Source organism: Streptomyces sp. NPDC025793 (assembly GCF_055558375.1).
In genome coordinates this window covers 1-22,828 of the sequence record NZ_JBVHMR010000019.1, presented here as the reverse complement: position 1 = coordinate 22,828, position 22,828 = coordinate 1, and the positions used below count along the sequence as shown (strand labels likewise).

The window sequence follows — 22,828 nt, the reverse complement described above, 5'->3', positions numbered from 1 at the left end:
CCCCGAAAAAGAGGCCGCCGCCAGGCGCCTCTACGGGCGCGTCCCGAGCAACCGGTGAAGTGCCGACCCCGGCGAGGCCGCCGCCGCCCGCCCCGTCCGCGGCTTCGGATCGGCGGTCTTCGCACACACCGCGTCGGCCGCACCGGCGGCAGCGCGCGGTACCCGGCCGTCCGCCAGATAGGCGCTCAGATACCGGTCTAGGCAGGAGTTCCCGCCCAGCGTGATCCCGTGGTTGCCGCCGCCCTGCTCGACCACCAGGCTGGAGCGGGCGAGCAGCTGGTGCACCCGGACACCGCCGGGGTACGGCGTGGCCGCGTCCTCGGTCGCCTGGAAGAGCAGCACCGGCGGCAGCTCGGCGTTGGCGACGTTCACCGGCGCGCGCCGCACGCCCGGCCAGAAGGCGCACGGCGCGTTGTACCAGGCGTTGTTCCAGGCGAAGAACGGCGCCTTGCCGTACACCCGCCAGGTGTCCGCGCGCCACCGGTTCCAGGAGGCGGGCCAGGAGGTGTCCCGGCACTGCACCGCCGAGTAGACGCTGTAGCCGTTGTCTCCCGTGTGGTCCACGGCGCCGAGGTTCTCGTACGCCTCCACCAGCGGCCCGGTCTCGCCCTCGCGGACGTACGCCGCGAACGCCTCGGCGAGGTAGGGCCAGTAGCCGTCGTAGTAGCCGCCGGGGACGAAGGTGTCCTCCAGCTCTGCGGCACCGATCTTGCCGGCGGCCGGCTTCTTCGCCAGGGCCGCGCGCATCGCGTACCAGCGGGCCTCGATCCTCGCGGGGTCCGTGCCGAGGTGGTACGTGGCGTCGTACCGGGCGATCCAGGCCATCAGGGCGCGGTGGCGGTCGTCGAAGGCGTAGTCCTGGCCGATGTTGTCCCGGTACCAGACGCCGGTCGGGTCGACGATCGAGTCGAGCACCAGGCGGCGCACCCGTGTGGGGAACAGCTTGGCGTAGACCGCGCCGAGATAGGTGCCGTAGGAGTAGCCGAAGTAGTTGAGCTTCGGGGCGCCGAGGGCCGCGCGGATGGCGTCCATGTCACGTACGGCGCCGACGGTGTCGATGTAGGGCAGCACGTCGGCGTGTCTGCGGAAGCAGGCGGCGGTGAAGGCCTTGGCGCGCGCGATGTTCGCCTGTTCCAGCGCCGGTGTCACGGGCAGGGAGTCCGGGCGCACCGGCTTGGCGTGGCCGGGCGAGCAGTCCAGCGCGGGGGAGGACCTGCCGACGCCGCGCGGGTCGAAGCCGACGACGTCGTACTGGGCGGCGACGTTCTTCGGCAGTGCCGAGGCGACGAATCCGGCGAGCCGCAGCCCGCTGCCGCCGGGGCCGCCGGGGTTGACGAGCAGCGGGCCCTGGAAGGTCTTCGCCGTGTGCGGGACGCGGGACAGGGCGAGCGTGATCTGCCGGCCCGCCGGGTTCGCGTGGTCCAGCGGCACCTTCAGAAAGGCGCACTGGAGCGTCGGGTAGTCGCCGGAGCCGCACTTCTTCCAGGCGAGCCGGGCGGCGGGGGCGGCCGGGGTCCCGTGCGCGGGGACGGCGGTGACCGAGCCCGCCACCACGGCGGCGGCAGCGCACAGCACGGCTGCGCGTCTTCTCATGGGTCCTCCCGGGACGGCGGGTTCGGCGGACCGTGATGATCACGCCGTTCGCCGCATCGTCCCGGCGCAGGGGGCCGAAGCTAACGTATTACGGGCGTACTTGACCCGATTGCGTCGCCCGATGCCCTCGAACGCTCCCACCCGGACACGGTCGTGCGCGCCGCCGTCCGGCCGCGGTCACAGGAGGGCCAGCTGGCCCGGCCCGGCCCGGCCGCGGCGTCCGGCGCGTCCGGGGCCACGTCGGCGGGCGGCGGGATCCGGCGGGCCGGCTCCGCGCGCGTGGGCCCGATGCCGTACTCCCGTGCCAGCTCGTGCACCTGACGGGTGATCCGGCGCTGGTACCACGTCGGCGCGCGGGCGCCCGCCGCGTACAGCCGCTCGTAGCGCCGCACCAGGTGCGGGTGGTGCCGGCCGGGCCAGGACATGAACCACGCCCGGGCCCCCGGGCGCAGATGCAGCGTCAGCGGCGTTGGATCGCCACCTGGATCACCGACTTCTACAACGCCAGGCGGCTGCACAGCGTGTGTGGGTTCAAGAGCCCGATCGACACGAACGTGACTACCGAGCCGCCCTCGCCGAGGGACTGGCCGCATAGATCGTCTCCATGTTCCGAGGGGATTGACACTGGCGCGGCATCGCCACACGCTTCGACAAGTCGTCCGAGAGCCACGTCGCCGGCCTCGAACCCCGTGCCTCGATGGTCTGGGTCGGAGAGCTCTTGCAGGCAGCCGATTGATCACGACATCACACAGGCCGCAGCAGGGGCGCGGGGAACCGCGCGAGCAACCCCCACGGACCCGCAGCCCCCACGAAACAACACGCCCCGAGCTACTGGGCGACACGCACCGACGGCTCCGGCACCGAGGCCTCCGACTCGGCAGCGACAGCCGAACCGTCCAGCACCTTCTTCGCCCGTTCCACATCCAGCGCGCCCTCCCAGCGGGAGACGGCGAAGACGGCGACACAGTTACCGAGCAGGTTCGTCACCACCCGCATCGAGTCCATGATCCGGTCCACGCCCAGCAGCAGCGCCACCGCCCCGGCGGGAACGGCACCGAGCGAGGAGGCGGTCGCGGACAGGGCGAGGAAGGCGGAGCCGGGGATGCCTGCCATGCCCTTGCTGGTCAGCATCAGCACCAGGACGACGGTGATCTGCTGGCTCAGGCTGAGGTCGACGCCGACGGCCTGGGCGATGAACAGGGTGCCGATGGAGAGGTAGAGCGAGGCGCCGTCGAGGTTGAAGGAGTAGCCGGTGGGCAGCACCAGGCCCACGGCGTCGTCGCGGGCGCCGGCCCCGCGCAGCTTCTGCATCACGCGCGGCATGACGGACTCGGTGGAGGCGGTGCCCAGCGCGAGAAGCACCTCCTCGCGGATGTAGCGCAGGAACTTCCAGAGGCTGAGCCCGGTGACGATGCGCAGGGCGACGGCGAGCAGCGCGACGAACAGCGCGGCGGCGACGTAGCACAGGATGATCAGCTCGCTGTAGGTCTTGATCACGCCGAGCCCGTACTGGCCGATGAGGACGGCCGTCGCGCCGAACACCGCGATCGGGGCGAGGCGCATGACGAAGCCGACGATCGTGAAGATGATCTCCTGGGCCTGTTCGACGGCGGGCAGGACCTTCGGCACCTTGGTGTGGCCGAGGTGGAGCAGTGCGGCGCCCACCAGACAGGCCAGGATGAGCACCTGGAGCAGGGAGTTCTCGGCGAACGCGCCGATGAAACTGGTGGGCAGCGCGTTGACGACGAACTCGGTCGTCGAGGGCAGCGCGGCGCCGCCCGTCTTCGCGTCGACCGCCTTGGTGCTCAGGGTGGACGGGTCGACATGCATCCCCGAGCCGGGCTGGACGAGGTTGGCGGCGACCAGGCCGATGATCAGCGCCGCGGTGCTCGCGACCTCGAACCAGATCAGGGCCTTGAGCCCGATCCGGCCGAAGGCCTTGAGGTCACCGGCCTTGGCGATGCCGACGACGACCACGCAGAACACCAGCGGCGAGATGATCGTCTTGATGAGCCGGGTGAAACCGTCGCCGAGCGGCTTGAGATCCACGGCGAAGCCGGGCCACAGCTTCCCGATGACGATTCCGAGCACGAGCGCGCAGAGGACCTGCGCGAAGAGAGAGGTACGCAGTATGCGTGCGACGCGTCGCGGCAGGGAGGGTGCAGTCGGCGGCACGGGGCACTCCTAGAGGGGACGTGAACACGCAGAAGCCGGGGATGAGACTTCTGCGATACGGAAAGTGGCTTCCGTGACGATCACTCTCAAGGTGCTCTTGATCCCGCCGGAGACTTCCGCGTTACGGACGCGTAAATCACGCCCGGAGTGACCCATCGCACGCAACCGGCCTCAGCAGCCGTCCCGGTCCTCCGTGAGTACCCCCCTTGACGGTCGCCAGGGAGCGGTCGTAGCGGCACGCCCGGCCCTACGGTCGGTACCGCTCGCTCGTCGTGCCGACCGCGTGCCGCTGGTCGCGCGGGACGCCCGTCGTGTACGCGGCGTGGCCGCTGACCGTGTCGTCCAGCCGCGACCAGCCCGTACGCAGACCACCGCGCGACTCGACGACGGTGGCACGGTCGCCGAGCGTCAGCACGGTGCGCAGGCGGGCGTCGTCGCCGATCGTGGTGGTGCCGTTCATCGTGTACGCGCGGTGGGTGAGCGTCGAACGGGCCGGTCCGCGTCCGTCGACGGTGACCGACTCGTAGTCGCTCCACCCGGCGGCGCACACGGAAACTCCAAGATCCCCAACAGAGTCAGGCCGAGGTCCACCATCATGCCGGCAGCAGCACGAGTGAACCGGCTGTGGCGCGGGACTCGATCGCCTGATGGGCCTGCGCCGCGTCGCGCAGGGCGTAGGTGCCACCGAACCGTATGCGCAGTATGTCTTCGGATATCGCGCCGAAGACCTCGTTCGCGCGCCACAGCACCTCGGCGCGGGTACGGACGAAGTGCGGCAGCACCGGCCGGGTCACGAACAGCGAACCCAGTTCGGCGAGACGCTGCAGATCGAACGGCGGCACTCGGCCGCTCGCGGATCCGAACAACGCGAGTGTGCTCCGCGGCCGAAGCGCGGCGAGGCTCGACTCGAAGGTGGCCGCACCGACGCCGTCGTAGACGGCGGAGACACCTTCGCCGCCCGTCAGTTCCCGGATACGATCGGCGAGGTCGTCACCGTAACGCAGCACGTGCCAGGCCCCGGCCTCCCGGGCGAGCTTCTCCTTCTCGTCGGTGGACACGGTGGTGATCACCTTGGCGCCTCGCGCCGCGGCCCATTGCACCAGAAGCTGGCCCATGCCGCCGGCACCCGCGTGAACCAGGATCGCGTCTCCCGGCCTCGGTCGGTACACCGACTCCAAGAGGTAGTGCGCGGTCATTCCCTGCAGCAGCGCCCCACCTGCGACCTGCCAGTCGATCCCGTCGGGCACCGGCACGCACTGATCGGCCGGCACGGCCACGAGTTCGGCATAGCCGGCCCTGCCGTACGCCCAGGCCACTCGATCCCCGACGGCGACCTCGGCTCCCTCGCCCGCCGCCATGACCTCGCCTGCTCCTTCGAGGCCGGGAATGGGGAGCTCAGCGGGGTACTCCCCTCTGCGCACGTACACGTCGCGGTAGTTCACGCCGATCGCTCTGGTCCGCACCAGCACCTCGCCCGGCCCGGGAACCGGGTCCGGCATCCGGCGGTAACGGAGGGCATCAGGGCCGCCGGGCTCGGTCACCACTACTGCGTGCACGAGGTCTCCCCTTCTCGCTCTCGTCGGTTCGGCCGCATCACGCTGTCCGGGCCTTCTGTTCGCGGCGGAATCGGTACAGCACCGGTTCGGTATAGCCGTTCGGCGCCGTCGCGCCCCGGATGATCAGTTCGCGGGCCGCCTGCCACGCGAGGGAGGCTTCCCGTGCAGGGAGCAGCGGCCGGTAACCCGGTTCGTCGTGGAGGCGCTCGTCGAGGACCGCCGCCGTCCGGCGCAGACCGTCGTCCACATCCCGCACGGTGATCACGTTGTGGTGCAGCCAGTTCGCCAGCAGTTGGGTCGACATCCGTATCGTGGCGCGGTCTTCGAGTACGACGACACCGTCGAAGGCGGGCATCGGGGAACTGGCGACGGCGCGCTCGACCCAGCGCACCGCATAGCCGAGAACGGTGTAGCAGTGGGCGTCCAACTCCCTCCGCAGGTCGGTGAGGGTTTCGGCGACCGGCGGGCGCAGGAGCTCGCCGAGCGAACGTCGCGGTCCGGCCGCCGCGATCTCGCGCTGCACGTCGGCGATGTCCACCTGGTGGTAGTGCACGGTGTGCAGAGTCGCGGCGACGGCGGTCGGCACCCAGGTCATCCCCGCGCCCAGAGAGAGCTGGCCGATCTTGGACGCGAACAGATCGCTCATCCGCTCGGGCGTGGGCCACATGCCCAGCCCGATCAGTGCCCGCCCCTGAAGGCCATGGGCCAGGCAGGTGTCGACGTGCCACTGCTCGTACGCCATCTGCCAGTCCTGGGTCTTCATGGCGGCCTTGGGCACCATGGGCCCGGCCGCCATCGACGTGTGGATCTCGTCGGCAGTTCGGTCGAGCAGGCCGTTGTTGGTGGAGACGACTCGATGCCGTACCGCCTGGAGGCACGCCGCCAGGTTGACGGTGGTGCGCCGCTCCTCGTCAAGGAGACCGAGTTTCACCGTGTGATCCGGCAGTCCGAGCAAGCGCTCGGTGCGGCCGAAGAGCTCATCGACGAAGGCGAACTCGTCCGGCCCGTGCAGTTTCGGCACCGCCAGATACACCGCGCCGGCACGGGAGTTCACGCGGGAGGTGTCGCCCCGCAGGTCGTGCAGCGCCGCGAGAGTGGCGATCACCGCGTCGACGATGACTTCCGGCACCTCGGCGCCCTCGTGGTCGAGGACCGCGTCCGTGGTCATCAACTGCCCGACGATCCGGGCGAACAGCAGTGCCCGCCCGGGCAGCGATATGCGGCTGCCGTCCGGGGCGGTGTACCGGCGATCGGGATGCATGCCGCCACCGTGCCGCGTGGTGTAGCTGCCGCGCATCAGACGCAACCAAGCGCGGTAGACCTCGGTCTTGTCCGTGACGTCGACGGCAGCGACGCAGTCCTCGAAGTCCATGATCGTGGAGATCCCGGATTCCGGGACCACATCCTGGATGCCGGCCGCGTCGAGACGGCCGAACGCGCCATCCGGGTCGAACTGGATCTCGACGTACAGGTGATGATGTTCGATCAGCACGACCGACGGCCGAGCGGGATCACCGCGGAATCCGGCCAGCCGCGCCGCAGGGGCCAGTGTGCTGAACGTGCCGTCGGCCATCTGCACGCGCAGCGCACCGTCGACGACTTGATAGCGCGTCGATTTCGCGTGCGAGCCCTCGTCGAGCGGCGCCATCACGTCGAGAAGGCCTCGGGCGAAGTCGATGACCGCCTCGCGGCGTTCACCGGTGTCGCCCTGAGGAATCACGTCGGTCTTGTACAGGGCGCGATACAGCGACCCCCACCGGGCGTTGACCCCTTCGAGCACGAAGGGCTCGTCGACCACCGGTACCAGCAGTTGCGGACCGGCGATCCGCGTGATCTCCGCGTCCGCGCCGACGGTGTCCACGGTGAAGGGCTCCGGTGTCGCAACCAGGTAGCCGATCTCGGTCAGGTACCGGCGATACGCGTCCGCGTCGAAGTCCTCGCCGCGGTGCTCGGTGTGCCAGGCGTCCACGCTGTCCTGCAGTGCGCGGCGCCGGTCCAGCAGTGCGCGATTGCGCGGCGCGAGGTCGTCGATCAGCCGCTCGAACCCGGCCCAGAACTCCCCGGCAGCCACACCGATGCCGGGGAGAGCCTCCCGTTCCACGAAATCCCGGAACGCGCGCGCGACCCGCAGGGCCCCGATCCGGACCCGCGCGTCCGCGGCGACGTCAGCGATGCTCATACAGGCACCACACCATCGTCGCCTCCAGGTTCTTCAAGATCTTCAGATTCTCGATGGATTCGACGACGTCCACCGATCCGATGCAGGCATCGACGGCCTGCTCGCTCACCAGCCGTGCGGCCTCCGGCTTCGCCCGCACCGTCGAGACCACCACGTCGGCCGGCATGTGCTCGCGCACGAACTGCAGGGTGGCCGGGTGAGACGCCGCCGAGCGGATGTCCGCGATCCCGCCGGAGAAGTCCGAATGGACCGCGACGCACATGGGCTTGGTCGGCGACTCCCAGACCCCGACCATCGTCATCGAACGCAGCTTGCTGAAATGAAGGTCGACCCAGGAGTCGACCACTGACCCGTTGTTCATGTCCAGATACCCGGCGGCGACCAGCGCCCTGCCGCCGCGTGTCTCGGAATCGTCGATGGCGGCGCGGAAGGAGGGGAAGAGCTGGATGTTCTCGCCCCCGATGCGGACGGCCTCCGCGTGCGCGTCCGTCCCCGACGGCCCGAGCGTCTTGATGATGCCCTTCACCATGATGCAGTCCCCGTACTGCTGGAAGCGCTGAATTCGTAGGTTGTCAGGTGGGCGGCTTCGCCGACGGTACGGCAGCCGGACAGGGCGAGATCCGTCTCGAGTTCCTCGCGCAGCAGCGACAGCACGGCGTCGACGCCCGACTCGCCGCCGACGGCGAGCCCGTAAAGGATCGGCCGCCCCAGCAGGACGCCGTCGGCGCCGCGAGCCAGGGCCTTGAGTACGTCCGAGCCTGATCGGATGCCGCCGTCGACGAGTACTTCCACCGTGTCTCCCACTGCGGCCCGGATCTCCGGCAGCACCGTGAGTCCGGGCACGGCTCCGTCGAGCTGACGGCCGCCGTGATTGGAGACCACCAGCGCGTCCACGCCCGAGCGCGTCGCCATGAGGGCGTCCTCGCGAGTCAGGATGCCCTTCACGACGAGCGGCAGCCGGGTGCGCTCCCGCAGCCATTCGATGTCGCTCCACGCCAATGAGGGGTCGAACATCACGGTGGTGTGCGAGGCGACGGCCGAACCTCCGGCCGAGGCCCGCTGCGCTCCGATCGCGGCCTCGCCTCGGAAGTGGGCGGCGTAGACGTCGGGCGGCAGCGCGAAGCCGTTGCGCTGGTCTTTGAGGCGGCGGCCCAGTCGGGGCACGTCGACGGTGAGCATGAGCGCCTGGCAGCCCGCGGCTTCGCCCCGGCTCACCAGTTCCTTCGTGGCGCCCCGGTCCCGCAGCCAATACAGCTGGAACCACAGGTCGGCACCCGACTCGGCGATGCGCTCCACCGGTGTCCCGCTGAGCATCGCCACGGTGAACGGTACGCCCGCCGTCTTCGCCGCGCGTGCGGTGGCCGCCTCGCTCTGCGGATGTACCAGCCCGTGGTAGGCCATCGGCGCGATGGCCACCGGCAGGCTCGCTTCGGTGCCGACCAGGCGGGATGCGGTCGACACATGCGATACGTCCCGCAGCATCCGCGGCGCCACATACAGGTTGTCGAAGGCGCGCAGATTGGCCGCCACGCTCCGCTCGGCACCGCTGCCGCCGGAGATGAAATCCCAAGCGGCGGGCGATACCACGGCGCAGGCCGCGTCGGAGAACTCGGCCACGGATTGCGGCCGACTCGGTTGCCCGGCCTCCGCCACCTCCGTCACCGTTCCTCCCGCTGGCTCCGCTCCGCCTTCCTGGCCTCGAACAACGCCTTGACGTTGCCCTTGCCGAAGGTCTCGGCACCGACCCGCTCGATCACCTCGAAGAAGAAGGTGTTGCGCGGATGCGTGGAGTGCGTGAAGATCTGGAACAACTCGCCGCCGTGGTCCCGGTCGGCGAGGATGCCCAGTTCGCGCAGTTGCTCGAGCTCGTGCCGCGCTACGCCGCCGAGGCGGTCGGGCAGCAGGTCGTAGTAAGCGCCCGGAGTGTCGAGGAAGTCCACCCCGCGCCCGCGCAGCTTCTGAACGGCCGTCACGATGTCCGCGCAGCTGAACGCGATGTGCTCGACCCCGGGCCCGGCGTTGTTCTGCACGAACTCCGCGATGAAGTCCAGGGACTGCCCCGGCTTCGCGGCGGACTCGACGATGGTGAACGTGACGTCGCCCGCGGCGTTGCGCACGACCTGGGAATCCATACCCTGACCGCCGACCATGGTCCGGTCCTCGAAGATCACCGAGAAACCCAGGACGGATTCATAGAACTTCACCGCGTTCCGAAGGTCGCCGGCTCCGACGAGGTAGGCGAAGTGGTCCAGCACACCGAACTCCGCGGGCACGTGCGCCGCAGACTCCGGTGCCGGGACGATGCCCGGCGGCAGTTGGCCAGGTGCGGCATCATCCGGGCGTTCGACCAGGCCGTGCTGGACATCGCCGAACGCACCGAAACCGGCGACCAGCACACCGGCGCGCTCGACCGGCTGAAGCACGGCTTCGGCGCCGTTGGCCACGGCCTCCGCGAAGGCCGCATCGACCGACGGCGTGCGCAGCCAGATGTTGGCCACGCCGTCGCCATGGGTGCGGACCCAGGTGGACACCGGGGAATCCTCGGTCAGCCCCTGGGTGAGCAGGAGCACGATGCCCCCTTGCCTCAACGCAATCGAGCGGTGGGACTGGATGCTCGCGCTCGACGTTCCCGCTATCTGGAAGGCGTATTTCGACACGAGATCTTTGACGGTCGCGTCAATGTCTTCGACATAGAACTCGACGTGATCCAACCGAGCATCACGCAAAACTTGCATGGCAGCTCTCCAAACGCTTTGAAGTCAACCCAAATCAGAGGGGACTTCGGATAAGAAATCCCCCAGAACGCCCCGACCTGCGGCTGACGCACCCCATTGGCAGCCGCGGCTCGGCTGAGGAGAGCCGCGGGCCCCTTTATTGCTCGTTCAACTCGAACTTACAGGCCCCTCCGGCGACTTGACAACGGCCGCATTCGGCAGCACAACGGAGTCGATATTAAGTCCTTGTTTCACGGCACATCTTGTGCGCGCCGAGCAGGCAATACGTAATCGCCGGTTGCAGTTCTCGCACATCTGAGGCTTGCCATTCTGTGGATTTCACCGAACGGCGGTGCCAACTCGTCGAAGCCTCCGCACCCCAAGAGCAACCCTTGACACACCAGAAGCGCCTCCGCATGCGAAGGCGCTTCTGAGTAACTCTCCGGGAGGTCCCACTGCTCACTCCCGTGTGGTGATCACCGCGGGATCGTCGCGGGCGCCTCACGAGCCGGCGTGTCGGCCGGTTCCGGAACGGTCCGCCGCACGGAGAGCAGCGATACGCACGCGATCAGCGCAGACAGGGCTGGAACGGCCACCGGTCCCCCCGTCGACAGGGCGAGGCCGCCGACGGCACCGCCGACGGCGACTCCCAGGAACTGCACGGAGAAGTGCACCCCCAGCGCCAGGGACCGCTGCGCGGGCGCCAGGGCGGCGATCCGTGTCTGCTGGGAGACCCCGCCGCAGCACCAGGCGGCACCCAGGCAGAACAGCACCGGAAACGCGGCGATCGCCGCGGTGGTGCGGGGATGCCAGGCGGTGCCGACGGCAATGGCTGCGAGGAGCAGCGCCATCAGCGAGAGTGCCACGCGCAGCACCCGTGCCACGGGCACCTTGACCAGGATCCTGCCGATCGTGCGCCCGGCCAGCAACGCACCCGCGCCGAAGACGATCATCAGCGCCGCGACACCCTGGCTTCCCATCCCGGTCGCCCGCTCGACGATCGGCGCAAGATACGTGTAGGTGCAGTACGCGGCGAGGAAGACCCCGAAGGTGGTCAGCAGACTCCACCGGACGGCCGGGTTGCGCAGCAGTTCGGCCCGGCCGGTGCCGACGGGAGCCACCGGCACCGTCGGCAGCAAAGCCGCCAGCATCAACGCAGTGACCAGCGCCAGGACCGTGACGAACAGGAACGTACCCCGCCAGCCGAACAGTCCGCCGATCAAGGTGCCGATCGGCGCGCCCAGAGTGAGCGCCAGCGCGTTGCCGCTGGCGGTGACCGCGATCGCGTTGGGCATCTCCTGCGGACGGCACAGCGCCGCCGCGGCGGCGGCGGCCGGCGCGGCCAGCAGGGCCGCGCTCAACGCGGCCAGCACGCGTGCCGCGGCGAGCACGGCATAGTCGAGTGCGCACGCCGCGAGGGCGTTGCTGAGCGCGAAAGCCAGCATGGCCCCGATCAGCACCGACTTCGGCGGCACTCTGCGGAACGCGCCGATCAGCGGCGGCCCGCCCAGGGCGTAGACCAGCGCGAAGACCGTGACCAGCTGCCCGCACACCGACACGGACACATGCATGGAGTGCGCGACCTCCGGCAGCACGCCGGCGATGACATACCCCTCGGTGCCGACGGTGAAAGTGGCCAGGGCCAGCACGTATACCCGGGGGTTCATGCCGGTTCCGGCGCGGTGGGAACCGGTGCGGCAAGGCGCCGGCGCGCGAGGTCGTCGGCGGCCTGCGCGGTCGTGATCTTCGTGCGCGCGGCCGTTTCGAACAGGCCGGTCAGCGTGTCGGCGATCGACTCGATGCGCTTGACCGCTTCCTCCGGTTCGTCGCCCAGGACTTCGCGAGAGACCGCGTTGACGACACCGCCGGCGTTGGCGATGTAGTCGGGGGCCCAGAGGATCTCGCGCTCCCGCAACAGCTCCGCCACGCCGGGATCGGCCAGTTGGTTGTTGGCCGCGCCCGCCACCGCGCCGCAGCGCAGCCGCGCCACCAGATCCCGGGTCAGCAGGCCGCCGAGCGCGGCGGGGACGAGCACGTCCACCTCGGCGGTGGCCGCCGCGTCGGGTTCGGCGAACACCGCGCCCAGTTCCGCGCCGAGGGAGCGCTTCGCCGGGTCGACGTCGCTCAGGATCAGGCCGGCTCCCGCGGCCGCCAACTGCCGGGCTATCTGCTCCCCGACGTGTCCGAGACCGATCACCGCGAATCTCCTGCCCTCCAAGTCCGGCGAGCCGAACAGCGCCAGGCAGGTCGAGCGCAGCGCGGCGACGACGCCCAGGGCCGTGAACGGCGAGGGGTCACCGCTTCCGCCGGCGGTCTGCGGCCGGCAGAACACGTGCTCGGTCCGTTCGCCGATGACCGCCATGTCGGCCGGTCCGGTCCCCGCGTCGGGACCGGTCACGTACGCGCCGCCGAACTCCGCCACGATGTCGCCGACATCGTGCAGCGCCGCGCGGCGCTCGTCCGCGGTGAGGCTCCGCCCGGCGGGAAGGACCACGACCGTCTTGCCGCCGCCGTTCGGCAGTCCGGCGGCAGCGCACTTACGGGTCATGCCCTCCGACAGGCGCAGCGCGTCGCGCAGGCCGTCCTCCCAGCTGTCGTACGCCCACATCCGGCAGCCGCCGACCGCACGGCCGAGAGCAGTGGAGTGCACTGCGACGACGATCGGCAGCCGGCTTCGCCGCCCGCGTCGCACCACGACCGATTCATGACTGAACTCCATCGGAGTCTCCACGCGTCCTCCCATGCACCCGGATCTTCAGGACCCCTCGCCGGGGGCCAGGCCAGGCCCCTGCGGCGTCCGCTGTCCAGCCTGCTGACGGCCGGTCAGCGGGACCAGAACCGAATCCGAGAACTTCCCCGCACCGTTTTTGCGAAGTCCACAAAAGTGCAGCGTGCGCGTTCTTGATCTCCTATCGTCGAAGCGTGGTCGCAGCGCCGCTGCCATGCAATCGCGAGAGAGAGCACTACGAAATCCACATATCGGGAGGGGCCATGGTGGAGCCCGTGACCGAAGGGGCCGGGGCACAGGGCGACACCGCCGCGGCGTGGCAGCCCGTCGTCGAACTCTGCGCATCACTCGCCGCAGAACTGCCCACGGTGATCCCGAGGATCGTCGACCGCATACGGCTGGAGATCCCGAGCTATCAGATCGTGGACCGCGAGCAACAGGAACGCGACGTCACCCGTCACTACCAGGGACTGCTGACCGGCGTGGCCGCACGCCGCTCGCCCACCCGCGAAGAGGTCGAGGCCGCACATGCGCTCGGAGCCGAACGCGCCGCCACCGGCCTGCCGCTGCACGCCCTCATCGAGGCCTACCACGTCGGCTACCGCGAGATGTGGAACGTGCTGCTCGCGCGTGCTCAGTCGCACGACACCCGGGCCGGCGCACAACTCCTGTCGATCGTCGGGATGGTCTGGACGTGGGTGCAGGCTTCCAGCAGCGCGGCCGCCGAGGCGTACGGCGTTGCCGTCCGCGCTGCCGATGCCACGCTCCTGAGGCTGACCCACCAGTTCCTCGACGGACTTGCCACCGCCGCGCCCGCCGGCGTCGACCTCGAGCAACTGGCTGCCGCCCTCACCTTCGACCCTGCCGGCGGGTTCCAGGCGTTGTGCTCACCGGCCGAGGCCTGGACCGACGAGCGCATGATGGATCTGCGGCACCGCCGGTGGCCGGGCACGCTGCGCTGCGCGACCCGCGGCAACCTCATGATCGCCCTGGTCCAGGACATCTCGCCGCAGGCCGTGGTCGAAGCGGCCCAGCGGCACAACCCTGACGCGAGCTTCGGCATCGGCCTGCCGCGGACCGGGCTCCCCGGCGCCGCGATGAGCATGGCGGACGCGAGAGCGGCGCTGCCCCTGACGGATCCGGGACAGGTGAAATCCTTCGCAGACCACTGGCTGCTCGCCACCTTGGCGCCCACGGCGCAACGCTTCGCGGTGCTGCTCGAACCGCGCCGAGAGGCCGCGCAACAACACCCCGACCTGGCAGAGACCGTGCTCAGGTTCGCCGAGAACGGCTTCTCGCTCACCGCGACAGCCCGCGTCCTGCACGTGCATCCGAACACGGTGAAGTACCGCCTTCAGCGCTGGCAGCAACTCACCGACTGGGACGTACGCACCTGGCACGGACTGTCGTCCACCATGATCGCGCTCGGCCTGCCGACACTCTGAAACGCTCATCCGGCCAGGGCCGCAACTCGGTGACATACCGCTCCGCCACCCCCGGCTTCACCCGGCGGATCAAGACCTCCGCCGCACTGCGGCACCTGCGGCTCCAGCCCGCTGCCCGGATCGGCTCATCCGCCGTGCCTCGGCTGTGACGGCACTCGGCCGACGTCTTCACCGCCGGGACATGCCGCGGCGCCGTAGCCCAGGTCCCGGCCTCAGCGTTCCAGCCAGGGCAGCCGGTCCGGCCCGTAGCGGTAGGCGCGGAAGACGGCGTTCTGGGCGCCGCGTGACGATTCCAGGCCGACGCCCGTGCCGAAGGTTCCGAAGTGCGGGACGACGTACTCCCACACGACATCGCCCTCGGGCGTGATCTCGAAGAGGCGGCCGAAGGAGCCCTCGGCGACGAAGGTGTTGCCATTGGGCAGGCGTTGGGCGCTGGACATGTACGGGCTGTAGAAGTTCTGGGGCGGGTTGTCCTCGTAGGACCAGAGGATCCGGTGGCTGGTCCGGTCGATCTCGATGACGCGGCTGTAGGGGACGGACGTGGTGTCCCGGTAGGAGCCGTTGTCGAAGACGAGGATCGTGCCCGAGGACAGTTCGTGCGGGTAGTGCTGCTGGGCGAGGACGTTCGGGCCCAGGGTCCAAGTGATCTCACCCGTCGGCCGGTCGACGATCACGGTGGTGGAGGCGCTGCGGAAGCCCACCATGATGCTGCCGTCGGCGAGTTCGTTGACGGTGTTGGCCATGGGCCAGTGCTCGCGGGCGAAGTGGGGGTTCAGGGGCGTGTCTTCGAGGGGCAGGTGCTCGAAGGAGGCCCAGCGCCACAGGACTTCGCCGTCCCAGGTCATCTCGTAGATAACGTCTCCCCAGACGTGCCCGCCGGGTGCCTCCGAGCCCGGTACGCCTCCGGGGACGCGTGCGGCGAGGTGGCCGGGGATCGGCTCGACGGCCAGGAGGATCAGGTTGCCGTTGCGCAGCACGCTGGCGTCGTGGTGGTGGAAGGGGTGCCGGGCCTCGCGCAGCACCGTGCCGTCGGGGGCGACGAGTTGGAGGATGCCGCCGTGGTAGACCTCCCAGATCGGGAACAGCGGGTCGGTGGTCGTGTCCTTGCCCTGGTAGAAGAGCGTGCCGTCGGGCAGGAGCTGGGCGTGGCGGCCGGGTGGGTGGGCCAGGTGCCATTCGTGGACGGTCTCGCCGTGGATGTCGACGAGGTACACCTCGCCGTCGCCCGCGATGGGTGTGTAGAGGGTGTGGCCTCCGTAGGAACGTGCGGGGTCGTGGGCGCGCAGGCCGGTCCCGCGGCGGCGCAGGGTGTTCTGGTCGATGTCCGACGTCATGATGGCTGTCCTGTTCTCGGTCACTTCGCGGGGAGGGTTACGGCGGTGGCGGCGGCCGCGGTGAGTGGGGCGCGGTCGACGTGGTTCAGGAAGGTGGCCCGGTCGGGGGTGCCGGGGAGCTTCTGCGTGGACTTCGCCCAGGTGCCCTCGTCGAGGAGGAGGTCCAGCAGCGGCTTGTCGAGGGCGACGTCGTAGTCGTAGGAGGCGAAGTGCCGGTTGACGAAGGCGGGTTGGACGGATCCCGCGGCCTGGGTGATGACCGCCTCGCGGGCGGCGGACGGGTCCTTGGCGGCTGCTGCGGTGGCGCTGGTGAGGGTGCGCAGGACGGCGGTGGAGGTCGAGGTGTTCGCGCCGGGGCCGGCGATGAGGAGGGTGCGGAACGGGTAGCCGGTGTAGCGGAGTTCGCGGTACTTCGTGCCGAGGGTCGTCCTGGTGGCGTCGTAGAAGCTGGGGAAGGTGAGGCCGGCGTCGATGTCGCCGCGGGCGAGGGAGGCGGTGATCTGGTTCGGGGCGAGGTTGACCAGGGTGACGTCGGCGGGTTTCAGGCCGGCCTCGGTGAGCATGCCGGTCAGTGCGTACTGGACGTTGGTGCCCTCCGGCAGGCCCACTTTCCTGCCCTTGAGGTCGGCGAACGACGTGATGCGCGCGGATGTGGTGGTCAGCAGCCGCCAGTCGGTGAAGGAGGACAGGGCGGCCAGCACCTTGATGTCCCGTCCGCCGAGGATCGCCGAGACGGCGGGCAGGTCGCCGACCACTCCGTACTCGGCTTGGCCGCCGAGGACGGCGTTGAGGGCGTCGCGGCCGGTGGCGAACGACTGGAGGTGCGGGGTGAGGCCGTTCGCGGCCCACCTTTTGTCCTGGGCGGCGGTGTAGACGGGGGCGCCGCCGAGGTAGTCGCTGCCGGCGATGGTGACCGGGGTGGTGGCGGTCGTGCTGTGGGCGGCGACGGTGGATGTTCCGCAGGCGGTGAGGAGGAGCGCCGGTAGGACGGCGGCCACCGTGGTGAGGAATCTGGGCAGGCGGAATTGCACGGTAGCTCCTGGGCAGGGGTGGGTCATCGGGGTTCGGTGTCGAGCTGCGCGACGATGCGGGGCCGGGTGTCCTCGGGCGACGCGGTGCCGTCGTCCATGTGGTGGTCGGCGATCACCCGGCCGGGCCCGGCGGCCATGACGACGATCCGCTGGGACAGGACGAGCGCCTCGTCGACGTCGTGGGTGACGAGGACGACGGTGGTGCCGGTGCGCCGCCACAGCTCGGCGAGCAGCTGCTGCATCCGGCGGCGGGTGATGGCGTCGAGCGCGCCGAACGGCTCGTCCATCAGCAGGACTCGGGGTTCGGCGGCCAGCGCGCGGGCCAGCGCGACCCGTTGCCGCATGCCGCCGGACAGCTGTGCCGGGTACTTCTCGGCGGCGTCGGCGAGACCGACGTCGTCCAGGGCGCGCAGGGCATGGGCCCGGCGTTCGGCGCGCGGCAGGCCGAACCGCTTGAGGGCGAACTCGACGTTGCCGCGGGCCGTGAACCAGGGCAGCAGCGCGTAGTGCTGGAAGACCATGCCCCGGTCCGGGCCCGGACCGGTGACCGGCGCGCCGTCCATCAGGGCGCGCCCGCCCGACGGCGGCACGAACCCGGCGACGACGTTCAGGAGCGTGGACTTGCCGCAGCCGGTCGGCCCGAGCAGCGAGGTGAAGGAGCCCTGGGCGAACTCCAGGTCCGTGGCGGCCACGGCGAGTGTGTCGCCGTAGCGCACCTCCACACCCTCCAGGCGGATCATGAGGTGCTCCAGTGGATGAGTCGGCGGCCGGTGAGGGCGATGAGGGCGTCGGCGGCCAGGCCCAGCAGACCGAGTTCGACGATTCCGACGAACATGTGGTCGGTGCGCAGGAACTGCCCGTCCACTTGGAGCCGGTAGGCGATCCCGCTCTGCGCCCCGCCCAACTCGGCGGCGACCAGGGCGAGGAACGCCAGTCCCGCGCCGTGACGCAGTGCGGTCACGACCGACGGGGCGGCGGCCGGCAGCAGTACCTCCGTCAGCCGGCGCCATGCCGGGACACCGAGGGTGCGGGCGGCGCGCAGGTAGTCCGCGGGGATACGGGCGACGCCATCGTGGACGTACAGCCACACCGCGAGGAAGACGGCGTACGCGATGACGAGGTGCTTGGCCTGCTCACCGATGCCGAACCAGGCGGTGATGAGCGGGACGAGCGCGATGGCCGGGATCGGCCGCAGGAACGACATCACGGGGGAGACCAGGGCCGCGACGCGCGGCCGGTATCCGGTCAGGAACCCGAGCGCGACCCCGGCCGTCGCCCCGTAGGCGAAGCCCTGCCCGGCCCGCGCCAGGCTGGCCCGGAGGTCGGCGGCCAGGGTGCCGTCGGCCCACATGGCGTGCGCGGCCTTCAGCGTCTGCCAGGGCGTCGGGACCAGCCCGTCGCCGAGGACTCCGGCGCGCGCTGCGGCCCACCACAGGAGGAGGAGCAGGCCCGCGGAGACCAGCGGTGGTCCCGTGGACACCGTCTTCCCACGCCTGACGGACGGCGCTGCAGCGCGAGCCATGACGTGGCCCCTCTCACTCACCCGAACGCTCGATATTGACGACGTCAATAATTCGCGTGGTTTATTGCCGCAGCATGTCAGCGGCATGAAACGTCCACCGGGCGCCACCGGCAGTGGATGCTCGACTGCGCTACCGTCGCTTGCGTGCGCCGCCCCGACCCCACCCCGGAAGCCCTCGCCGTCGGATCCGTGATCCGCGGGCACCGCAAGCGCCTGGGCGTCTCCATGGCCGAACTCGCGGTCCGCTCGGGCCTGTCCCAGCCGTTCCTCAGCCAGCTGGAACGCGGGCTGACGACCCCCAGCCTGACCTCGATCTACCGCATCGCCGAGGCCCTCGGCCTCCCGCCGGGTATCTTCCTGCGTCCCTCCAGCACCGCCGACACCGTGGCCCACGAGGACGATCCACAGGTCATCCGGGTCAGCGAGAGTGCCGGGCAGATCGCCCGCGTGCTCATCCCCGGCGGCCGCAGCGACGTCATGGAGGCGTACGAGCAGCACTTCGCCCCGGGGCAGGGCGAGCGCCCGTGGTTCGAGCACACGGGGGAGGACTTCGTCTACGTCCTCGAAGGCGAGGTCGACCTCGAACTGCGCGGCCAGGAAGCGATCCGCCTCAAGGCCGGCCAGAGTGCCCACCACCGGGGCGACATCCCCCATCGCTGCCGCCTCACCGGCGACTCACCCGCCCGCACGCTGCTGGTCGTGACGCTCGCCGGCTGACGCGAGGGACCCTCGCTCGCTCAGGCTTCCAGCAGCGCGGCCGCCGAGGCGTACGGCGTTGCCGTCCGCGCTGCCGATGCCTGATCCTCGGTAGTTCTCGCGTGTTCACGGGGCTTTCCGGCCTCATATGTGCTGAATCCGTTCTGGCGGGGTTGCTCAGTGACACTCGCCTGAGGCGCGCGATCCTGGCGCCCTCGGTTCGCGAGCAGCCCCGGACAACACCCATGGCCCGATCGGCCGCAGGAGCGAAAGGCTGCCCGTTCGGCCCTGGCTGCATGGCGGCAGAGAGCACCCCGGGCGAGCCTGTCCAGTGCCCGGCTGTGCGTCACGCCGGCTGCGGATGGGAGCGTCGGTGAACAAGGTGCCCGTGAGCAAGTTGCCGACGGTCGGCGTGCTCTTCTGGACGATCAAGATCGTGGCGACCACGCTCGGCGAGTCCGTGTCGAACTTCGTGTCGATGGCGCCCCTGAACCTCGGCTACGCCACCGGCGCGCTCCTCTTCCTGGCGGCCTTCGCGCTCACGCTGACCGTGCAGTTGAGGGTCAGCCGGTTCCGGCCGGTGGTGTTCTGGTCGGTGATCCTGACGACCAGCATCGTGGGCACCGCGATGTCGGACTTCATGAACCGCACCGCGGGTCTGGGCTATGCCGGCGGCGCGACCGTGCTGACGACCCTGCTCGTGCTCGTACTGATCGGGTGGCGGGCGACCGGCCAGACCATGGACGTGGAGCGGATCGCCACCACGAAGGGCGAGATCCTGTACTGGACCGCGACTCTCGTGTCCAACACGCTGGGCACCTCCAGCGGTGACTTCCTCTCCGACGGTCTGGGCATCGGTTTCCGCGACAGTGCCCTGGTACTCGGCGGGGCGATGCTGTTGATCCTCGCCGCCCGCTACTTCTCATCGATCTCGGGCACCGTGCTGTTCTGGGCCGCCTACGTGCTGACCCGGCCGCTTGGGGCGGTCGCGGAGAACGCCGTGGAAAAGCCTGTGGCGCAGGGCGGCCTCGGCGTCGGAACCACGATCACCTCCGGCGCCCTGCTCGCTGTGCTGGCTGTCCTGGTGGGCTGTCAGCAGCTCACTCACCACGGGCAAACCCGCACGATGGACCCTCTTTCCCGAGCGGGAGACCAAGCCGATCGCCGGCCGGAGGCGGCTCCAAAGCGCTGAAGGCAAACTGGTCGTGGCATTACCCAGGTCGCGCGTTGTGATCTGTGATCACGACGCGGCGGTGGGGCTCGCCGTACCCGAACCGCGGCATCGGTGCCGTCCGCAGTCCCTGCGTGCGGTGGAGTGTGCCGGCGTGACCGGGAGCCCCGGCGAGTAGGAGACGTGGGGTCCACCCTGCGCGCCACGGTCGCCGACCTGGTGCCCGGCGGACCGCGTCGTGGGTGGCGCAGGCGATCGGGTCCGGTCGCTTCTACGGCTGGAGGGTGTCGCCGAGGAGGTGGAGGTACATGCCCTTCCAGCCAAGGCCGAGGCGATGGAGGAAGAAGCCGAGCGCAGGGTGCCCTGCCGACGTCTTCATACCGCCCCCCTGCGCCGTCAGCCGGTCTCCGCGGTGCGGGCGTTCCAGCGTTCCTCGACCTTGGCCAGGCGCCAGTAGGCGATGGCCGCGGCCCAGACGACCACGAAGAGGCCGACGATGACGTAGCCGACGTTGTCCAGGTTCAGGCCCGCGATCCAGCCGGTGACGTCATCGCTCAGGCCGAGCTTGTCGTGCAGGACGCCGACCAGTTCGATGGTGCCGACGAAGAAGGCGACGGCGATGGACAGGCCGGTGATGGTGAGGTTGTAGAACACCTTGCGGACGGGGTTGGAGAAGGCCCACTGGTAGGCGAAGTTCATGAAGGTGCCGTCGAGGGTGTCGAAGAGGCTCATGCCGGCGGCGAAGAGCAGAGGCAGGCAGAGGATCGCATACCAGGGGAGACCGGCGGCGGCGCTGTTGCCGGCCAGGGCGAGGAGCAGGACCTCGGTGGTGGTGTCGAAGCCGATGCCGAAGAGGAAGCCGAGGGGGAACATCTGGCCGGGGCGGCGGATGGACTTGGTGAGCCGGCCCAGGATGCGGTTCATGAAGCCGCGTGAGTCGAGGTGGGCCTCCAGCTCGGCCTCGTCGTACCGTCCGGCTCGCATGGCTTTGAAGACGCGGGCGATGCCGACCAAGGCGACGAGGTTGAGGGCGGCGATGAGGTACAGGAAGCCTCCGGAGACGGTGGTGCCGACGGTGCCGAGGACCTGGTGGGTCCGGGAGCCGTCGTCCATCAGGGTGCCGGCGAGCTGCGCGCCGCCGGCGACCAGCGCCGCCATGACGACCACCACGCTGGAGTGGCCGAGCGCGAACCAGAAGCCCACAGAGACCGGCCGCTTGCCGTCGGCCATCAGCTTGCGGGTGGTGTTGTCGATCGCGGCGATGTGGTCGGCGTCGAACGCGTGCCGCATACCGAGGGTGTAGGCGGTGATGCCGAGGCCGACCCCGAACGCCTTGGTACCGACCTCGTAGTGATGCGGGATCACAAGAACGAAGAGGATCCCGAAGGCCACCACATGCAGAGCGACGATCACGGCTAGCAGGCCGGCGGTTCGGACGGTGTCCTCTCGTCGCCAGCGGAAGGACTTGGCGGCGGCGGTTTCGGGCACGCCCGAGGGCACGGTCATTTCGGTCACGCTCCAGCACCTCGTGGATCAGCTTCGTGATGCCGTGGCCGGTCTCCTGGCTGACGGGTCGACGCGCCCGCCCCTGCCTTCCCGGCCGTGAGGCCAGTGGCAATGCATGGGGCGGGAACTCCCCGATCACAGTGGCGAGGGCCGCTCCGGCCTGAGCCCCTGAGGGGCTGTCACCGGTCTTCCCGAACACCACGGCCCGCTCACCCTAGAGGGCGGCGACTATCGGCTGCAAGGCTGCACAACTATGCAGACATGGGCCCGAACGCCGGTGGCTGCGATGATGAGCCCATGCATCTCGTCCCAGCGGAACGCGCCGGGCAGCGCACCATCGACGGCCACCGGGTCTGCGATGCCATCGCCGCCGTCGGCGAGCCCGAGCGCGTACGCGCCTGGGCCGATCGCTTCTCCCTGCTCGCCGACCCCGGACGCCTGTCCCTGCTGCTCGCCCTCCACGAGGCCGGTCCCATCGCCGTTTCCGACCTCGCCGTCGCCACCGGGATGCGGGACACCGCCGTCTCCCAGGCCCTGCGCCTCCTGCGTGCCGCGGGTGTCGTCGAGGGTGACAAGGACGGCAGGATCGTGCGCTACCGGCTCGTCGACGGACCGATCGCCGAACTGATGGAACATTGCGCGTCCGGCTACACGGGCACCGACGGCACGCCACCCCACTAGATCACTACGCCAAGCCCACTCCGGTGACCCGGTACCGGCCGACGCCGAGCCGCCGACCACCGTGCGGCGGTCCGATGCCGGGCGGACGCCCTGCCCGGCATCGGCTGTGACGGCGATCTCACGGCAGGGCGATGGCGTCCAGCTTGCCTGCCTTGGCGTCGGTGACGAGGGACGAGAACTGGTCGGCGCTCATCTGCACGCGCTGGCCGAAGTCGTCGGCCAGGAGCCGGACAGCCACGAGATCGTCCGCTCGATCACCCATCTTCGGCGGCCCAACCGTTCGCTGGACTCGATGCCTTTGCGGGCGATGCGCACGCCGATGCGCTTGCCTCGTAACCATTTGCGCGGGTGGGGGACGTCATACGCCTTGTCGGCGGGCAGGCGCTGAGGCTTGAAGTGTCGGCCGTGATGGGGGTCGTGTCTCCTTACGTTGTTCCTGGGTCTGATTCCGGTCACTCGTAGGATCGGAAGGCCCAGGGATGCTGGGTGTGGCTGCG

Annotated in this window: 18 protein-coding genes, 3 pseudogenes and 1 riboswitch; of the genes and pseudogenes, 4 read left to right on the top strand and 17 right to left on the bottom strand. The window is 70.0% G+C overall.

From position 1 onward, the window contains the following. Positions 1 to 30 precede the first annotated feature (30 nt). From ACZ4MF_RS30410 to ACZ4MF_RS30360, 11 genes and pseudogenes are all read right to left on the bottom strand, one after another. Entirely contained in the window at positions 31 to 1,593 is a 1,563-nt protein-coding gene (locus ACZ4MF_RS30410) for an alpha/beta fold hydrolase (RefSeq protein WP_467495102.1), read from the bottom strand. A gap of 221 nt (positions 1,594 to 1,814) precedes the next feature. Then, a pseudogene (locus ACZ4MF_RS30405) lies at positions 1,815 to 2,063 on the bottom strand (Rv2578c family radical SAM protein); the annotation flags it as partial. 358 nt (positions 2,064 to 2,421) lie between these two features. Next, on the bottom strand, positions 2,422 to 3,768 hold the full coding sequence (locus ACZ4MF_RS30400; protein WP_467495100.1) for a cation:dicarboxylate symporter family transporter: 1,347 nt from the start codon (positions 3,766 to 3,768) through the stop codon (positions 2,422 to 2,424). A gap of 171 nt (positions 3,769 to 3,939) precedes the next feature. Further along, a pseudogene (locus ACZ4MF_RS30395) lies at positions 3,940 to 4,309 on the bottom strand (peptide-N4-asparagine amidase); the annotation flags it as partial. Positions 4,310 to 4,361: 52 nt separating this feature from the next. Beyond that, on the bottom strand, positions 4,362 to 5,324 hold the full coding sequence (locus ACZ4MF_RS30390; protein ID WP_467495098.1) for a quinone oxidoreductase family protein: 963 nt from the start codon (positions 5,322 to 5,324) through the stop codon (positions 4,362 to 4,364). Positions 5,325 to 5,361: 37 nt separating this feature from the next. Further along, the gene (locus ACZ4MF_RS30385; RefSeq protein WP_467495096.1) at positions 5,362 to 7,503 is read right to left on the bottom strand and encodes a malate synthase G; all 2,142 of its coding nucleotides are present in this window, start codon (positions 7,501 to 7,503) and stop codon (positions 5,362 to 5,364) included. After that, positions 7,490 to 8,032: a hypothetical protein gene (locus tag ACZ4MF_RS30380; RefSeq protein WP_467495095.1), complete on the bottom strand. Its 543-nt coding sequence runs from the start codon at positions 8,030 to 8,032 to the stop codon at positions 7,490 to 7,492. The genes ACZ4MF_RS30385 and ACZ4MF_RS30380 overlap by 14 nt, the downstream gene beginning before the upstream one ends. Continuing rightward, positions 8,026 to 9,120: an alpha-hydroxy acid oxidase gene (locus ACZ4MF_RS30375; protein ID WP_467495093.1), complete on the bottom strand. Its 1,095-nt coding sequence runs from the start codon at positions 9,118 to 9,120 to the stop codon at positions 8,026 to 8,028. Before ACZ4MF_RS30375 ends, ACZ4MF_RS30380 begins: the two co-directional genes overlap by 7 nt. A 41-nt stretch (positions 9,121 to 9,161) precedes the next feature. Beyond that, positions 9,162 to 10,214 (bottom strand): 4-hydroxyphenylpyruvate dioxygenase, encoded by a 1,053-nt coding sequence (hppD, locus tag ACZ4MF_RS30370; RefSeq protein ID WP_467495092.1) that lies wholly within the window; start codon positions 10,212 to 10,214, stop codon positions 9,162 to 9,164. A gap of 479 nt (positions 10,215 to 10,693) precedes the next feature. Further along, positions 10,694 to 11,884: an MFS transporter gene (locus tag ACZ4MF_RS30365; protein WP_467495090.1), complete on the bottom strand. Its 1,191-nt coding sequence runs from the start codon at positions 11,882 to 11,884 to the stop codon at positions 10,694 to 10,696. Continuing rightward, positions 11,881 to 12,936 carry a Glu/Leu/Phe/Val dehydrogenase family protein gene (locus tag ACZ4MF_RS30360; RefSeq protein ID WP_467495088.1) on the bottom strand — a complete coding sequence of 352 codons (1,056 nt, stop codon included), beginning with the start codon at positions 12,934 to 12,936 and terminating at the stop codon, positions 11,881 to 11,883. The genes ACZ4MF_RS30365 and ACZ4MF_RS30360 overlap by 4 nt, the downstream gene beginning before the upstream one ends. Positions 12,937 to 13,208: 272 nt before the next feature. Here ACZ4MF_RS30360 and ACZ4MF_RS30355 point away from each other — a divergent pair, with 272 nt between their 5' ends. Continuing rightward, complete coding sequence (locus tag ACZ4MF_RS30355; RefSeq protein ID WP_467495086.1) at positions 13,209 to 14,390, top strand: PucR family transcriptional regulator; 1,182 nt, start codon at positions 13,209 to 13,211, stop codon at positions 14,388 to 14,390. 212 nt (positions 14,391 to 14,602) lie between these two features. On the opposite strand, the gene ACZ4MF_RS30350 is transcribed toward ACZ4MF_RS30355, so the two are convergent. Genes ACZ4MF_RS30350 through ACZ4MF_RS30335 form a run of 4 tightly spaced genes read right to left on the bottom strand, consistent with a single transcriptional unit; the run spans position 14,603 to position 18,277 of the window. Beyond that, the gene (locus ACZ4MF_RS30350; RefSeq protein ID WP_467495084.1) at positions 14,603 to 15,724 is read right to left on the bottom strand and encodes an aryl-sulfate sulfotransferase; all 1,122 of its coding nucleotides are present in this window, start codon (positions 15,722 to 15,724) and stop codon (positions 14,603 to 14,605) included. A 20-nt stretch (positions 15,725 to 15,744) separates the two neighbouring features. Beyond that, positions 15,745 to 16,755, bottom strand: coding sequence for an ABC transporter substrate-binding protein (locus tag ACZ4MF_RS30345; protein WP_467495082.1), 1,011 nt, complete (start codon positions 16,753 to 16,755; stop codon positions 15,745 to 15,747). 23 nt (positions 16,756 to 16,778) lie between these two features. Continuing rightward, on the bottom strand, positions 16,779 to 17,495 hold the full coding sequence (locus tag ACZ4MF_RS30340; RefSeq protein WP_467495080.1) for an ABC transporter ATP-binding protein: 717 nt from the start codon (positions 17,493 to 17,495) through the stop codon (positions 16,779 to 16,781). Then, complete coding sequence (locus ACZ4MF_RS30335) at positions 17,492 to 18,277, bottom strand: ABC transporter permease (protein WP_467495078.1); 786 nt, start codon at positions 18,275 to 18,277, stop codon at positions 17,492 to 17,494. Before ACZ4MF_RS30335 ends, ACZ4MF_RS30340 begins: the two co-directional genes overlap by 4 nt. Positions 18,278 to 18,421: 144 nt before the next feature. Here ACZ4MF_RS30335 and ACZ4MF_RS30330 point away from each other — a divergent pair, with 144 nt between their 5' ends. Both ACZ4MF_RS30330 and ACZ4MF_RS30325 read left to right on the top strand, forming a co-directional pair. Further along, a complete protein-coding gene (locus ACZ4MF_RS30330) occupies positions 18,422 to 18,994 on the top strand; it encodes a helix-turn-helix domain-containing protein (RefSeq protein WP_467495076.1) in 573 nt (190 codons plus the stop codon). 367 nt (positions 18,995 to 19,361) lie between these two features. Continuing rightward, a complete protein-coding gene (locus ACZ4MF_RS30325) occupies positions 19,362 to 20,165 on the top strand; it encodes a COG4705 family protein (protein WP_467495074.1) in 804 nt (267 codons plus the stop codon). A 375-nt stretch (positions 20,166 to 20,540) separates the two neighbouring features. On the opposite strand, the gene nicT is transcribed toward ACZ4MF_RS30325, so the two are convergent. Next, complete coding sequence (gene nicT / locus ACZ4MF_RS30320; RefSeq protein ID WP_467495308.1) at positions 20,541 to 21,650, bottom strand: Nickel transporter NicT; 1,110 nt, start codon at positions 21,648 to 21,650, stop codon at positions 20,541 to 20,543. Positions 21,651 to 21,678: 28 nt separating this feature from the next. After that, positions 21,679 to 21,868: riboswitch (cobalamin riboswitch) on the bottom strand. Between the two features lie 79 nt (positions 21,869 to 21,947). On the opposite strand from nicT, the gene ACZ4MF_RS30315 reads away from it, so the two are divergent. After that, positions 21,948 to 22,331 carry an ArsR/SmtB family transcription factor gene (locus tag ACZ4MF_RS30315; protein ID WP_467495072.1) on the top strand — a complete coding sequence of 128 codons (384 nt, stop codon included), beginning with the start codon at positions 21,948 to 21,950 and terminating at the stop codon, positions 22,329 to 22,331. Between the two features lie 228 nt (positions 22,332 to 22,559). Here ACZ4MF_RS30315 and ACZ4MF_RS30310 read toward each other — a convergent pair. After that, a pseudogene (locus tag ACZ4MF_RS30310) lies at positions 22,560 to 22,727 on the bottom strand (IS5/IS1182 family transposase); the annotation flags it as partial. Between the last annotated feature and the right edge of the window lie 101 nt (positions 22,728 to 22,828).